The following is a 14,934-nucleotide window of genomic DNA, read 5'->3' as shown; positions in this document are numbered from 1 at the left end:
TTTATCTTTAAGTGTTCAGTATAACGAGTCTGTCACTACTTCTTTAACTTGGCAAAGGCATCGGCAAAAGCATTGCCCATTGCCGCATTAGCTGGCTCTTTGGCTTTATTAACATTGCGCTGGTTTTGCTTGCCTTTAGCATGCTGCTTGCCATTGTGGTTAGCTTTCGCGTGGTGTTTACCACGGTTGTTATTGGCGTTGCCGCCTGCGCTAGGTTTTTCATCTAAACGCATGGTTAAGCTAATGCGTTTGCGGTCAGCATCGACTTCTGTCACTTTCACTTTCACAATATCACCCGCTTTCACCACTTCACGTGGATCACTGACAAATTTATCAGTGAGCGATGAAATATGAACCAAGCCGTCTTGATGAACACCAATATCAACGAAAGCACCGAAGTTAGCGACATTTGAAATAACGCCTTCGAGAATCATCCCAACCTTCAAATCAGCAATCGTTTCAACACCTTCTTGAAAGCTGGCGGTCTTAAATTCTGGCCGTGGATCGCGTCCCGGTTTTTCTAGTTCTTGAACAATATCTTTGACCGTGATCTCACCGAATTTATCATCAGTCAAGTCGGCGATATTGAGTTTAGTTAGCTGATCTTTATCACCAATAATGGTACTAATTTCTGTGTTGAGTTGGGCAATAATTTTCTCTACAACTGGGTAGGTTTCAGGGTGAACACCAGACTGATCGAGTGGGTTTTCGCCCGCTTGAATGCGCAAAAAGCCCGCCGACTGTTCAAATGCTTTTGGCCCTAAACGAGGAACTTTAGTCAACTCTTTGCGATTGTTAAAGCGACCGTTTTGATCGCGATAACTAACAATGTTTTGCGCCATGGTTTTAGTTAAACCAGACACTCGTGTCAGCAGTGGTACTGAGGCGTTATTAAGGTCAACACCAACAGCATTAACACAGTCCTCAACCACGTTGTCGAGGGTTTTAGTCAACTGCGATTGGCTAACATCGTGTTGATACTGACCAACTCCGATTGATTTCGGATCTATTTTCACTAACTCCGCTAGCGGGTCTTGAAGGCGACGAGCAATTGAAACTGCACCGCGTAGAGAAACATCTAGATCAGGAAACTCATTGGCAGCAAATTCTGACGCCGAGTAAACCGATGCTCCCGCTTCGCTCACCATAATTTTATTGGGCTTGTTGGCTTCTAACGACTTAATCACTTCTGCCGCTAGCTTGTCACTTTCGCGCGAGCCGGTGCCATTGCCAACGGCAATTAACTCAACCTTGTGCTGCTTACACAAGTTAGCCAATGTACGAACTGACTTATCCCAGTTGTTTTGTGGCGCATGCGGATAAATTGTGGTGGTTGCCAATAACTTACCGGTCGCATCAACAATGGCAATTTTACAACCCGTACGCAAACCTGGGTCTAGGCCAAGTGTGGTTTTAGCGCCTGCGGGTGCTGCCATCAGTAAATCTTTTAAGTTCGTTGCAAAGACCTTAATCGCTTCTACTTCTGACTGTTCGCGCAGGTTGCCCAACAACTCAGTTTCTAGGCTCAGACTCAATTTTACTTTCCAAGTCCAACGCACAACTTTCGTTAAAAACGCCGCGCCAGCTTGGCTCGATAGCCGCAAATCAAAATGGTCAAAAATAATTTGCTCGGCACTGGAAGTGGTATTTTGCTCTTGGCCGGGATCAACGTTTAAATTGAGCTGTAAAAAGCCTTCATTGCGACCTCTGAACATGGCTAAAGCGCGGTGAGAAGGTACTTTGCGCAACAGTTCGCTGTGTTCGAAGTAATCGCGATATTTACTCGCTTCGGCTTCTTTGTCTGCGACAACGGTACTGGTTAGGTGTGCTTGCTTTAACAAGTGACGACGTAATTTTTCCAGTAAGTTGGCATCTTCAGCAAAACGTTCGATTAGAATATAACAAGCGCCATCAAGTACGGCTTTAACATCAGCAAAACCAGAATCGGCATTAACAAAGGCTTGAGCCTCAAGTTCTGGCTCTAGTTGCCAGTCTGCTAACAACTTATCAGCCAAGGGTGCTAAACCAGCTTCAATGGCAATTTGCCCTTTGGTACGGCGTTTTGGTCGATAAGGCAGGTATAAATCTTCTAATCGCGTCTTGTTATCTGCTTGCTCTATTTGAGTTTTAAGCTCAGGCGTTAGTTTGCCTTGTTGCTCAATATTGGTTAGCACCACTTGACGACGCTCGGCTAATTCTCTCAAATACGTTAAACGCTGGTCTAAATGGCGCAAGTGGTTATCATCTAAGCCTTGGGTTACTTCCTTGCGATAACGCGCGATAAACGGCACCGTTGCGCCTTCGTCTAACAATTGAATGGCGGCTTGTACTTGGCCAGTTTTTACCGCCAATTCAGTGGCAATCTGCTCAGCAATTTGCATTCTTTTATGAGTCCTCAATAATTCGACCTAACCATGCTTGTAGGCACTTGTTCGCTTTTTATCTTCAACCTTAGTGTTTAACTTTCAGTTGGAGAAAAGCGAGTATCAGTTAATTAGCGACACTATACCCAAGCTGTCTCAAGGTGCAAGTTTGTCACGATTAACGGAGGGGTTATTTTGCAACAAAAATAAACAATTATTTGTGCTAAACCAATTTTCTATTTGGCGAAAGAAACTATAATATCGGCGATTTTTTAAACCAAGAGATATCACCATGATCAAAAAAGCTCTCGTGGTTGCCCTAGGTAGTGTTTTACTGACCGCCTGCGGTACCACCGCGATTATGAAAAAAAGTGCTGCGATTCAAGCGCAACCTGAAATGGTAATAAAAACCGATGGAGATTTTTGGGGACTTGGTCAAGAAGGAACGTTCGACATTGCCGGTATCTACACAGGTAAGTACAGCAGGAATGCCTCTGGCAGCGCCTGGTTCAATGCCTTAGAAACCAATAATGGCGAAATGGCTGCTGAGATTACTCGTGTTGACGGCAAAGAAACATGGCACCTCATTTGTAGCGGTAAAACCCAGCGACTTAACATTGCTAGCTTTAGCTTTGACAACAGCAAGCCGTACAAATGCCAAATATTGCAAAACAATAAGCAAGTGGGCAGTTATGAAATGAGTCAAGCTTCATCGGGGCCAATCGCTATAGGGATAGAGCGCAAAGAAATCGGCGAAGTATCAATTGCCAAGAAGCAGCTCAGAGTAACGTCAATTCACGAAACAGACAGCACTTTTATTCCGTTAGAACGCGCACTTGGTTACAGTTTAACCAAAGACAATCGAGAAGTTGCCGCGGTACAAACCAACGGCATGTTAACGTTACAAATGTTACCTGAGCTATCACCAGCAGAGCGAGATTTAGTTGCCGTTGCTGCCATTGCTAGTGCATTAAGTTGGCGCCCAGAATAAGGATAACGGTTTAATATCGCGCTATTGCTTATATGGATGTAAGTACTTAGGTTTTGTCGGGAACAAAAAAACTGACCGTTCTTCCTTGAACATAAAAGGCTGACACAAGTCATTGTGTCAGCCTTTTTAATAAATGCTCGTTGTCGAAGTCTTTGGGGTTATTTGCTAAAGCGCAAGCCCTTACCCGGAAGCTTACCTGTGTATTGTCCCTGGTCGATAGTCATTTGGCCATTAACCCACTGATACTCAACCCCTTCAGTAAGCACATTCCATTGACTAAAATCAGCTTTCGGCGCATAAGCGTTTGGATCAATTACCGAAATGTCGGCAAAGTAGCCTTCTTTCAAATAACCACGCTCTTTAATACCAAAGGTATCAGCTACCTGCCCTGAACTTTTATGGACAAAAGTTTCTACCGGCATCAATTTTTGCTTGATGACATAGTTAGCATATTTTTCTGGAAAACTCGCATACTTGCGCGGGTGACCATTGGTACCATCTGATGAAGTCATCACCCAAGGCTGAGTCATAAAGGCGTTAATATCTTCCGGGCTCATATTGAACGAAGCAACGCGAGTCGGGTTAACGACAACCCCTTTGCGCAAGACTCTAAGTACAGCGTCCGTTGGTGTGATTTCCCATTCTCGGCTCAAATCAGCAATGGTTTTGCCCTTTAGGCCCTGATGCGGTGTATTAACAATTAACAATGAGTCTGGACCACCGCGGCGACGAATGTTTTCTTTGATGTCTTTTTTTAGCCCTGGCAATAATTTTTCGTCATTCAAACGCGCTTGCACGTCGGCTTCTTGTCCTTCTAATGCCCATCTTGGCACTGTCGTGTTTTGCAAACGAGTCCCAGACGCGCGCCATGGGTACTGGTCTGCCGTCACGACTTGACCGCGTTGTTGAGCCGCCTCGACCATGGCGATAATGTCTTTACTTTGCCCCCAAACATCAACGCCTAGTGCCTTGATATGAGCAATATGTACAGGAATTTTTGCCTTTTCGCCAATTTCAATTAGCTCGGCAATCGCACCTTTCACGCCAATACTATAGGTGCTTTCGTCACGAACATGACTTTCGTAGACACCGCCGTATTCAGCTGCGACTTTAGACAACTCAATCACTTCTTCCGTGTTGGCATAAGTGCCCGGCACGTAGAACAAACCGGTTGATAAACCAAAAGCCCCTTGCTTCATGGCATCGCCAATTAAGCCTTTCATTTTGGCGAGCTCTTCAGCGCTTGGCTGGCGGTCTTCGCGCCCCATGACGATCTTGCGCACCGTGCCATGACCAACAAAGTTACCGTTGTTAGTACCGATTCCCTTGCCCTCTAGCTCAGAAATTAAGTCGTTAACATACGGTGTACCGCCGCCATCATTGCCGTTAAAGACGGTAGTAACGCCTTGAGTGAGGTAATTGATATTGCTGTTTTTATCGTCTGATTTTAAATCGCTCAAACTGTGGGTATGTGGGTCAATAAAGCCCGGCGTGACCATTTTACCACTAGCATCAACAACCGTTTTTGCCGACGATAACGCTGGTGTATCTGCTCCAACGTAGACAATGCGATCATCGCGAATAGCAACGGCTAACGATTGGGCTGCCTTATTTTCACCGGTGTAAACTTGGCCATTAACAATTAATACGTCGTACTGCTCGGTAGCAACAGGCGCGCTATCAACTGGCGCTGCTGGTTGATTTGAAGCATCAGGGCTACAACCTGTGATAACGAGTCCAGCGAACATCGAAAATGCGATACTAGTGCGTTTTATTAGTTTATTTTTCAGCATATTATTCCCACTAATTTTTTGCGGCTATTACTAAAGATTACTCGCTAATCGCCAATAGTCACAGTGCAATTGTTTAATAAAGACATATTTTTTCACTATGAGAGGATAACCTAACATTATTCGCTAGTGAGATAGTTAAAGTGCTAGGTTACAGTACTAGCGTAATTCGATGTATTTTTTCTGCACTCAAATCAGTATTTGTCATTAATGCTGGCAGCGCTTTATTCATGGTGGTTACCCGAATATCGACCTTGCCGCGATAATCTATCGCAAAGTGCAATGGCTGGACATTTTGTGAATTGTAACCACCACCAGTATCGACCATTTTAGTGCCAAGCAATTTGTCAGTGCCCGCTTGATAAACTTGAACAACAGCGCCAATTAACTGATTAGCACTGCCCTTCGCCAGCACCGAAACTTTTAATATCCGAATATTGTTAGCGGTTTTGCCGTCGTTGCGAAATAGCTGGTGATGTCCTTGTTGGTGATTGCTCGCCAGTGCTAAGTCTAAGTCACCATCGTTGTCGTAATCGGCAAAGCGCACACCGTGATCGCCATCGCGTTTAGCGATATTGGCAGGCAGCACTTCAGTAAAATGACCTTGGTCAGCCAAACCGTTTTGATATAAATAGTCGCGATAGCCTAAAATACCCGACCAATAACCGGTGATATAAATATCGTCCCAACCATCGTTGTTAAAATCACCACATTCGGCGGCAACGCCGTGATAATTACCGGCGACCTTCATTTCACTGGCGCTGTCGGTAAACTTGCCGTTGCCGTCGTTAATATACATTTTATTGGCGCTGTAAGTAGCAACAAATAAGTCTAAGTCACCGTCCTTATCGTAGTCACAAACCGCAGCACCAACACTGCCATCAGTAACCGCTCGTCTTGGTTGATCAATGTTTAACTGCTGTGCAATATCGACAAAGACACCGCTGTCATTGCGATAGAAACCATCGCGATCACCGTTTTGATTAGCGACAAAAAGGTCTAAATCATTGTCGTTATCGAAATCAAACCAAGTGGCGCCAACAGTTCTTCTCGGGTCAGCGACGCCAACTTTTTTAGCGACATTAGTGAACGCGCCATTTTGTTGGGCAAATAAATAATTGCGCCTGTCGCGCATCGCAACAAATAAATCCAAGTCGCCATCGCCGTCATAATCAAGCCATGACGACTGACGAGTAGTACCAATCAGATCAAGCCCCAACTCAGGGGCAACATCTTTAAACTTTTTGCCATCGCCAAGGTTGCGGTATAAGCGATTGCGAATCGCAGTATCTTTGCCATAGCCGAGATACAAATCGAGATGACCATCGCCGTCGTAATCACCCCACGCGAGAACTCGGGCATCGCTAATATCTCGATGCCAGCCCACTTGCTGGGCTACATCAACAAAAATACCGTCGCGGTTTTGATACAGACGATTAGGGCGATTTTTAAAGGTTACCGCCAAATCGAGATCGCCGTCGTTGTCGTAATCAGCCCATGCCACTGATTGCGCGCCAGAAGCGTCGAATAACTCAGGTTGAACCGCAGAAAAAGCGTGTTGGCCGGTCGCAGGGCTAGGTTGCCCTGCGGCCAACACGACTACTGGGAGTAAACTGAGGGGTGAAAAGAACGCTGATATTTTCATAAATGATGACTTAAATTTTTATCTAACAATGATTTACTTAACCGCACTTTGCTGATCATCAGCTAAGGCTTGTTCAATCGCCTCAACCGTGACATCTGTGCGGTAATTGACAAATTCTTTGGCGAATTTAATGGTTTTATCGACGGGTAATAAGCTGATGCCGTTGATGTGAAACAAGCCTTTTTCAAGGCGCTGTGGCATCCGAGCCGTCATTGGATCATAAAGCATCATCACCGAGGATGAGCGATAGCCATCGTGATAACCTTCAGAAACTTCAACAATACCGCGCGCTTTCATCCATTTTTTCCAGCGCGGATTGTCGTAAAACTCTTCAATATAATGAATTTTACTGTTGCTGCCTTGCCACGCTTTTGCCAAACGCTGCTCAGCGGTCGCCAAGCCACTGCGATTGCCACCGTTATCGCCGAGCAAAACAATATTTTTAAAGCCATGGGCTTTCATGCTATTGGCAATATCAATCAATAATTCGACGAAGATTTCTTCGCGGACACTAATAGTGCCGGGATAAAGCATGTGTTTGCTTTTCGGCTCAATACTGCCCTGCGGAACAAAGGCAACCACCGGCGCAACCACGGCATTGCCGAGCTTGCGGGCGATCATTTCAGTGGTAATTTGCAGCGAAAAGTTATGACGGCCAATGGCGCTATATGGCCCTTTTTGTTCTACACCGCCGGTCGGAATAATCACGGTGGTTTTACCTGTTTTTATCGCATCGCGTACTTCCATCCAAGTCATCTGCTCAAGAAATACCGTATCAAAGGCATCAATGGGCCGTTCAATTTGCCAAATTTCGGCCTCTGTGAGCTTTTTGGCGATTGCCACCTGAGTCATTACTACAATCGTTAACAAACTGACTATTAGTAACGCTTTAAGTAAATAAATACGCCATTGAAAACCGATGCTTTGTACCATTTAACTAGCCTCCAAGAAAAATTCGCGCGACTAAGGCATACGACAGCAAACTAATCACGACAATCGCGGCAATATTCAAGTAAACACCGGCTTTCGCCATTTGGACAATCGACACTTCGTCAGTTGCATAAACAATGGCGTTGGGCGCGGTTGCAACTGGCAGCATAAAGGCACAACTGGCCGCTAGTGCCATCGGCGCGGTTAATAGAATGGGATCAAAGCCAGCATTAACCGCAATACCACCTAAAATTGGCAGTAGCGCAGCGGTAGTGGCGGTATTACTGGTGAGTTCCGTTAAGAAAATAACGATGGTCACTATGCTAGTAATCAAAATAAGTAAATGAAAGACTGTTAAACTAGCCAAGCCATCGCCAATCCATGCCGCTAGCCCACTTTTACTGACCATACTTGCCAAGCTCAAACCGCCGCCAAACAAAATCAAAACGCCCCACGGAATTCGCTCAGCCGTTTGCCAGTTGAGTAATCGCGCGCTCTTGTCTTTGTCATCACCCGCGGGGATTAAAAACATCATCACGGCACCGGCAATCGCAATAATGGTGTCGTTTAACGCGGTGAAACCCAAGTGTTTTTGAATTAACGGTCGAGTAATCCAAGCCAGTGCAATCACTAAAAACGCCAGTGCAGTGCGTTTTTCTGGCGTAGAGATTCTACCCATAGCGCTTAGTTCATTAACCACTAAGTCGTTAGCTTCTTGGCTTGCTTCAAATTTGAAATTGAACGCTATTTTAGTCAGCACAAACCAAGCGGCAGGTACCAGCAGTAACACCGCTGGCACACCAAAGGTCATCCATTGAACAAAGCCAATTTCAACCCCGTAATTTTCCGACATAAACGCCGCCAGCATCGCATTAGGCGGCGTACCAATAATGGTGCCTAAGCCGCCAATACTCGCGGCATAGGCAATACCCAAAACTAAACAAATGGTAAAGCTGTTACCCTTTTCATCACTGTTGGTAATAACATGGGCAATCGATAGAGCGATGGGAATCATCATAATGGTAGTCGCGGTATTGCTAATCCACATCGACAAAAATGCCGTTGCCGCCATAAAACCGCCAACGATAGCACTTGGATGATTACCGACTCTGGTTAACACGTTAAGTGCCAAACGGCGATGCAGATTCCAACGTTCGAGTGCCGTCGCAATAATAAAACCACCAAACAGTAGGTAAATAACTGGATGGGCATAAGGTGCGGTGATTTCTTTAACGCTGGCTTGCCCCAGCAGTGGAAACAAAATAATCGGCACCAGTGATGTCACTGGTACTGGTACCGCTTCTGTTGCCCACCAAAAAGCCATCAGTAGGCCAACACCAGCAGTTAACCAAGCAGCTTCAGTCATGCCTTCTGGTGCCGGCAGTAATAGCGTTAAGACAAAAACTAGAACGCCAAGCACTAGGCCAATATTACGCATACATCTAACCTTTAAAATTATTTCTGTTATCTGGTTTACTAACGATTTTTACCAACAAAGTGTCAGCTTGGCTACTGTGTTGGTCAATTAAACGCGATCGCGGTGTTCTATTTATCTTTAACCAAGTTGTCGATATCTTCGACCATGATCACTAAAGCGTCATGCTCGCCAGTTTCAGTATTTTCGGCATTGCCGGTTAACATGTAACCATTTTGCTGATACGGAATAGCACCGCGAATAACATCTTTAACCGCTGCTTGACCGTGGTGTTTTTGCCACAAAATATTGCCGTTGACATCAAAACCGATCGCAATTGCATCTGAATGATGCTGATTGTCTTGCTCTGATTGACCAGCGGCGACAAAAGTACCATCGCCAGTTTGCACTAAGGCAAACGCAATATCATCGCCAAGGCCACCCAAGGTTTGCGACCACATCATAGAGCCGCCCGCGGTAATGCGCGCTAACCAAATATCTCTGGGGTTTTCTTCGCTGTCGTTAATCACCCAACCCGCAAAAATAAAACCGGCACCATTGGGCAGTTCAACGGCTTCGCGCAATGAGCTGGCGTAATACTCGTCTTCGCGATAGCGCTTCTCCCAAACAATGTTGCCTGTGCTGTCAAATTTCCAAAGCTTACCGCGGTAACGGCCTAAGCCACCCGATGTTCTGCCGATCGCCAAAAAGCCACCATCAGCTGTTTGAATCAAACCGTTGAAACGCTCGTAACCGTAACCACCGACTTTTTTATCCCAGATAACATTAAAATCACTGTCGACCTTAAAAATCCAGCCTTGGTACGATTTACCATCTGGCGATGTCGTTTCACCACCCATCACTATGGTGCCATCTGGCTGCGGTATCATAATGTCGATAATGTCTGTACCAGCCCCGCCAACAATTTTTTTACTGATAATTTTGCCATCAAGCGCCGCTTTGTGCAGGGTTGAGCGACCGGTAATCCCCGGTGGTTTGCCATTTTTAGAACGAAACTCTTCAAGGGTGTATATCAAATCGCCATCGGCATTAATGGTATGAGCACCAATATGCGAACCGCGATTGTTGCCAAGCATATTGGGGTGAACATTCTTCCAAACGATATTGCCTTGGCTGTCCGTGCGCAAAATCCACGCTTTGCCATCTTTACGGGTCGCACCGCCTTCAGTCCAGCCCGACAAAATAAAACCGCCATCGGGCATTGGGATATTGCGACGTACTCCATCGCGGCCTTGATCGCCTTTGAGCAACCAAGTGACCACGCCGATTTCGCTGTTGCTATCGTTTTTTAGTGCGGGACTAGCGGCTGAATTAGCACTGGTATTGGCCACCACCGAGCAGCCCGCAAGTAAGCCAACACTTGTCACCACGGCAATAGGCAGTTTTGCCGTAAATGATGACTTAGTTATTTTTTTGATCATTCGAATCATGTTTTCACCGTAATTATTTGTTAACCAAGTCATGGTTATTCAACTTTCAGCAACCAAGCATCTTGCTGGCCAGTTGCTTTAACTTCGTAATTGCCAGACAGCACATAACCGCTCGCTTTGTATGGCGTAATACCACGAACAATCTCACTGGCATCGGCTTCGCCATGACGACGCTCATAAAGTACTTTGCCGTCGGCATTAAAACCAACGATGTAGGCGTCGCTGTTTTCACTATTAACTGCTTTGGTTGAGCCAGCGGCGACAAAAGTACCATCATTGGCTTGAGTGAGCACATAAGCAACATCAGCACCACCGCCACCTAGAGCTTTATCCCATAACAATTTGCCGTCACTATCAACAGCGCCTATCCACAAATTGCGCGGGTCGGGATCTTGCGGTTCATTTTTAATAAAGCCTGCGAACACCCAGCCGCCGTTTTTGGTTGGTAACACTTGGCGAATGGTATTGGCGTAATGCTCGTGGCGATAGCGCTGTTGCCACTGAACCTCGCCTTTGCCATCGAGCTTAACCAACCACGCGCGAAAGTCGCCAATGTCATTGGTCGTTCTACCAGCGGCTAAGTAGCCACCGTCTGGGGTTTGAATGACACCGTTAAAACGCTCAACGCCAAAGCCACCCACTTTGGTATCCCAAATAACATTAAACTGACGGTCAGTTTCAAAAATCCAGCCGTCGTAGCCTTTTTGAATCGGCGAAGTGGTTTCACCCGCCATTAAGTAATTGCTATTCTCGAGTGGAATGACAATATCGATAACATTAATACCTGAGCCGCCCATTACTTTTTCATGTAATAGTTCACCATCAGCGGAAAAGCGCTTTAATGTTGCTCGGCCATTTGAGCCAGTGGCCAAGTAAGCCCCCTTACTGCGATACTCTTCAAGTGCCATAATAATTGAACCATCGCGGTCAACAACATGGGTTGACGTTTGCGCACCGCGTTTGGTTTTTAACTGGTTGGCAAAACGCTTTTGCCAAATAACCTTGCCTTGTTGATCGACTCGAACTAACCAGCCTTCGCCGTCTTTTTTGGTGGCATTGCCGTTAGTCCAACCAGTAAGGACATAACCTCCGTCTGCAAGCGGTGTCACGTGACGAGTACCGTCTCGATCTTTGCCATCAATCAATATTCGTTGCTCTTGGCCATGTACCGACGTATTGAGTAACCCCATAGTCAGCAGTGTGGTTAGTAGTAGGTGTTTCACACACGCTCCTTTCATTCTCGTCTTCACATTCATCGTCTAATACAGTCTAGTGCAGGTGCTAAGCAAGGATAAAACCACTTTGTAACCCTATGATTTTAATAAAATATAAAATCACATAGGCTAAAAACAGCCACCTCTAGAACACTATAAGCAAAAAACTGCCGACTAGTAATAATTCATGAGGCACAGCCAATACCTGCACTGTGCCTCAACAGCTATCGACTAAAACTTGTGGACCACGTCGATATAAGCAATACGGCCACGAATATTCGCCAAAGTCGGATCATAACTTGGGCGCTGTAAGTTACCCAATGACGGTGGATCTTCATCGAATAAGTTTTTCACACCAACAGTGACTTTACTCTCTCCACCTTCGGTGAAACTAAATTCAGCACCAAACTGAATATCAACGGTGACAAAACTGTCGATTTCAAACAAGGAGCCATCGTCTTGTGTAAAAGCATCGTTTAAGTAACTATCGACGTAACGCACAGTCGCGCCAGCAAAATAGTTTTCCCGTTTCCAATTGACCGAGACATTACCGCGCAACTCTGGCGTTGACGAAAACTGATTGCGCTCGTTGCGCAAACCAACCGCACTTTGCTCAGGACTACTTGGCGTTGTTTTAAAATCAAATGAGTTGATATAACTCGCGTTTAAGCCAAAGTCGAATTGGCCGAGATCATCGGCATCATGACGGTACTGCATCGACACGTCCAAGCCATCAGTAGTCACACTCGAGGTATTAATAAACTCAGAAGTAATCAATAAGATATTGCCACCGGGAGAACGCGTCACTCGGCGGTCATTTGGAGTGCCATCGTCATCACAGTCGTTATCAACAATCGCCTGTGGCCCTTCATCCGATGAAATTAAATCGGTGTAATCGTAGTACCAGTAGTCAACACTGATATTAAATGCTTCGGTCGGTCTGGCAATAATACCAAAGTTAAAGTTGTCGGCACTTTGCGGCGATAGGTCTGGGCTACCGACGGTACGAGTGGACGTGTTACCGCTCTGGCCAAAGGCATTACACCCCAGTAAACCAGTTGCTGGATCTATCCCGACAGGGTCATCAATAATACTGGCTGAGCGCGCTTCATTGGCTTGTCTAATTGACGGTGCTTGGAACGAGCTGCCAAAAGAGCTGCGCACCGTCCATTCATCACTAATGTCCCAACGCACTGCAATTTTCGGGTCAGTGGTGTCAGTAAAGCCGTAATCTTCGTAGCGCAATGCTAGTTGCAATTCAACATTTTCTAGCACCGGCACCGCCGCCTCGACATAATAAGCATCAACTTCTAACTTGCCACTGAGTGGAAACAAGCGGTCGCGCAAACCACCTTGACCAGCAGCCCTTAGTTCACTCGGCGAGAAGTCAAACTCTTCGTCTCGGTGTTGATAACCAAATGCAAAGCCAACAGTACCTGCGGGTAAATCAAACAAAGCACCGGCGAGAATCAAGTCGATAACGTATTGATCGTGCGATGCTTCTTGAGTTTGACGAGTGATCAATTGATTGAGGACATCATCTGACAAGCCGGCGACACTGACACCGTCTTTAGGTGATACCAAAGTCGGATTGGCAACACGGGTACCAAATGGGTTAAACAGGCCGTCTAACAACAATTGATTGACGGTAGCTGCCGCGTAATCTAAAAAGGTTGACTGATCCCAGTTTGATAACGAAGCAACATAGTCCATTTCAAGCGACCAATCGTCGTTAATTTCATAGGTAAAGCCAGTCATACTGCGGAAGTAGTTGATATCACTGGTTCGATTGGCAGGAGAATTTCGGCCGTTAAACTCGTTACCTAAAATACGCGCCCTCGCACTTAAATCAACGCCAGTGTGAATACTGTTATCCCACGCTTCAGGGCCAATGTACTGAATCGCCGTCGGGTCGTTGGGATCTTCAATAAAGAAGTTAAACGGGTGATCTCCTGGGATAAATACTCGCCCTTGCTGAGCACCAGTAATCAAGCCATTACTGTAGTTGCCCGGACCGCGAAAGCGCGTTAGGTCATTGCGAGAGAAACTCAGTTCACCAAATACCGTCAGCTTGTCATTTAAGTCGTACTCAAATTCACTGAAAATTTGATAGCGAGTCGACTCGTGAATGACACCATTTTGATCGGCGAAGATGTGTCGACACGTATTGCCGCGCAGCACTTGCCCCGCCGCTAAACAATCGGGATCGGCAAATGCTTGCGCGCCCGCTAACTGAATCGGCAAACCAGTTTCGGAGTCAGTGACCGAGCGAAAATAGGTACCTGGCGCACCATTGGCAGAAGATAGACGCGTACCTTGTAAATCACCAACGTGGTTTAAGCGCTCATTGAGCCAATCAAAGTCGGTTCGAGTGTTACCGGTTTGGTGGTAATAAGTCGCGTAAACATTAATGCCGCCGCGATCACCCCATTCGCCCAAAGCGAGATTAAGCGAGCCGGCTTCATTTGAAGCATCTTCATAGTTGGCCGACACTTCAACCCCTTCAAAGCCCTTGCGCGTGATAATATTAACCACACCTGCAACCGCTTCTGAGCCGTAAATCGCCGAAGCACCATCGGTTTGTACATCAATGCGCTTAATCACCGAAATTGGCAATTGGTTAACATCGAAAAAGAAGTTACCGCCGTTATCAGCAACCGCTGATTTACCGCCACGACGGCCATTAATTAGGGTTAAGGTAGAGGCTAAGCCCAACCCCCTTAGGTTAAACTGAGTGGTGCCCGCTAGGCTGTTTTGTTCATTGTTGAGTTGTGAACCAACGTTAACCGGTAAATCCACTAGAATATCTTGCACCGTCGCCGCCCCCTGCGCGTTGATCAAATCGCGATCAATCACTTGCACTGGTGTTGATGTTTCAAAGGTGCTGTATTTGCGAATATTTGAACCAGTCACTCGAATTACTTCGACTTCTTGAGTATCTGCGGTTTGTGATTCACTCTCGGCACCGACCACCGTTAGCGGTGTCAGTAGTGTTGCTAAAAGCGCTGCAGTTATTTTGTTTATCTTTGTGCTGCAACTTTTGGGTTTTACTTTCATGTTAAATCCCCATGTTCTGATCATTGTTCCATCCATATGTCACTGTTACTTCCTGTAATTTCACCAAATGCTTATTTGC

At 46.0% G+C, this 14,934-nt stretch carries 9 protein-coding genes; 1 reads left to right on the top strand and 8 read right to left on the bottom strand.

Going from position 1 to position 14,934, the window contains the following annotated elements:
- Positions 1 to 35: 35 nt before the first annotated feature.
- A complete protein-coding gene (locus J7384_RS08105; RefSeq protein ID WP_209112879.1) occupies positions 36 to 2,381 on the bottom strand; it encodes a Tex family protein in 2,346 nt (781 codons plus the stop codon).
- A 274-nt stretch (positions 2,382 to 2,655) separates the two neighbouring features.
- Between J7384_RS08105 and J7384_RS08100 the strand changes: the two genes are divergently transcribed.
- Complete coding sequence (locus J7384_RS08100) at positions 2,656 to 3,354, top strand: hypothetical protein (RefSeq protein ID WP_209112877.1); 699 nt, start codon at positions 2,656 to 2,658, stop codon at positions 3,352 to 3,354.
- A 158-nt stretch (positions 3,355 to 3,512) separates the two neighbouring features.
- On the opposite strand, the gene J7384_RS08095 is transcribed toward J7384_RS08100, so the two are convergent.
- The 7 genes from J7384_RS08095 to J7384_RS08065 all read right to left on the bottom strand — a co-directional run bounded on the left by J7384_RS08095 (position 3,513) and on the right by J7384_RS08065 (position 14,855).
- On the bottom strand, positions 3,513 to 5,147 hold the full coding sequence (locus J7384_RS08095) for an amidohydrolase family protein (RefSeq protein WP_209112875.1): 1,635 nt from the start codon (positions 5,145 to 5,147) through the stop codon (positions 3,513 to 3,515).
- 148 nt (positions 5,148 to 5,295) lie between these two features.
- Positions 5,296 to 6,789 carry a VCBS repeat-containing protein gene (locus tag J7384_RS08090; RefSeq protein ID WP_209112873.1) on the bottom strand — a complete coding sequence of 498 codons (1,494 nt, stop codon included), beginning with the start codon at positions 6,787 to 6,789 and terminating at the stop codon, positions 5,296 to 5,298.
- 33 nt (positions 6,790 to 6,822) lie between these two features.
- The gene (locus J7384_RS08085) at positions 6,823 to 7,722 is read right to left on the bottom strand and encodes a creatininase family protein (protein ID WP_209112870.1); all 900 of its coding nucleotides are present in this window, start codon (positions 7,720 to 7,722) and stop codon (positions 6,823 to 6,825) included.
- Between the two features lie 4 nt (positions 7,723 to 7,726).
- Positions 7,727 to 9,157: a DASS family sodium-coupled anion symporter gene (locus J7384_RS08080; protein ID WP_209112868.1), complete on the bottom strand. Its 1,431-nt coding sequence runs from the start codon at positions 9,155 to 9,157 to the stop codon at positions 7,727 to 7,729.
- 107 nt (positions 9,158 to 9,264) lie between these two features.
- Positions 9,265 to 10,617, bottom strand: coding sequence for a hypothetical protein (locus tag J7384_RS08075; RefSeq protein ID WP_209112866.1), 1,353 nt, complete (start codon positions 10,615 to 10,617; stop codon positions 9,265 to 9,267).
- Positions 10,618 to 10,619: 2 nt separating this feature from the next.
- Positions 10,620 to 11,807: a hypothetical protein gene (locus J7384_RS08070; RefSeq protein ID WP_209112864.1), complete on the bottom strand. Its 1,188-nt coding sequence runs from the start codon at positions 11,805 to 11,807 to the stop codon at positions 10,620 to 10,622.
- A 222-nt stretch (positions 11,808 to 12,029) separates the two neighbouring features.
- On the bottom strand, positions 12,030 to 14,855 hold the full coding sequence (locus J7384_RS08065; RefSeq protein WP_209112862.1) for a TonB-dependent receptor: 2,826 nt from the start codon (positions 14,853 to 14,855) through the stop codon (positions 12,030 to 12,032).
- Positions 14,856 to 14,934: the final 79 nt, after the last annotated feature.

Source organism: Endozoicomonas sp. G2_1 (genome assembly GCF_017744155.1).
Taxonomy (GTDB): Bacteria; Pseudomonadota; Gammaproteobacteria; order Enterobacterales; family Alteromonadaceae; genus JAGHQT01.
Note: the sequence above shows the minus strand (reverse complement) of the source record. Positions and strands in the feature narration are given on the sequence as shown.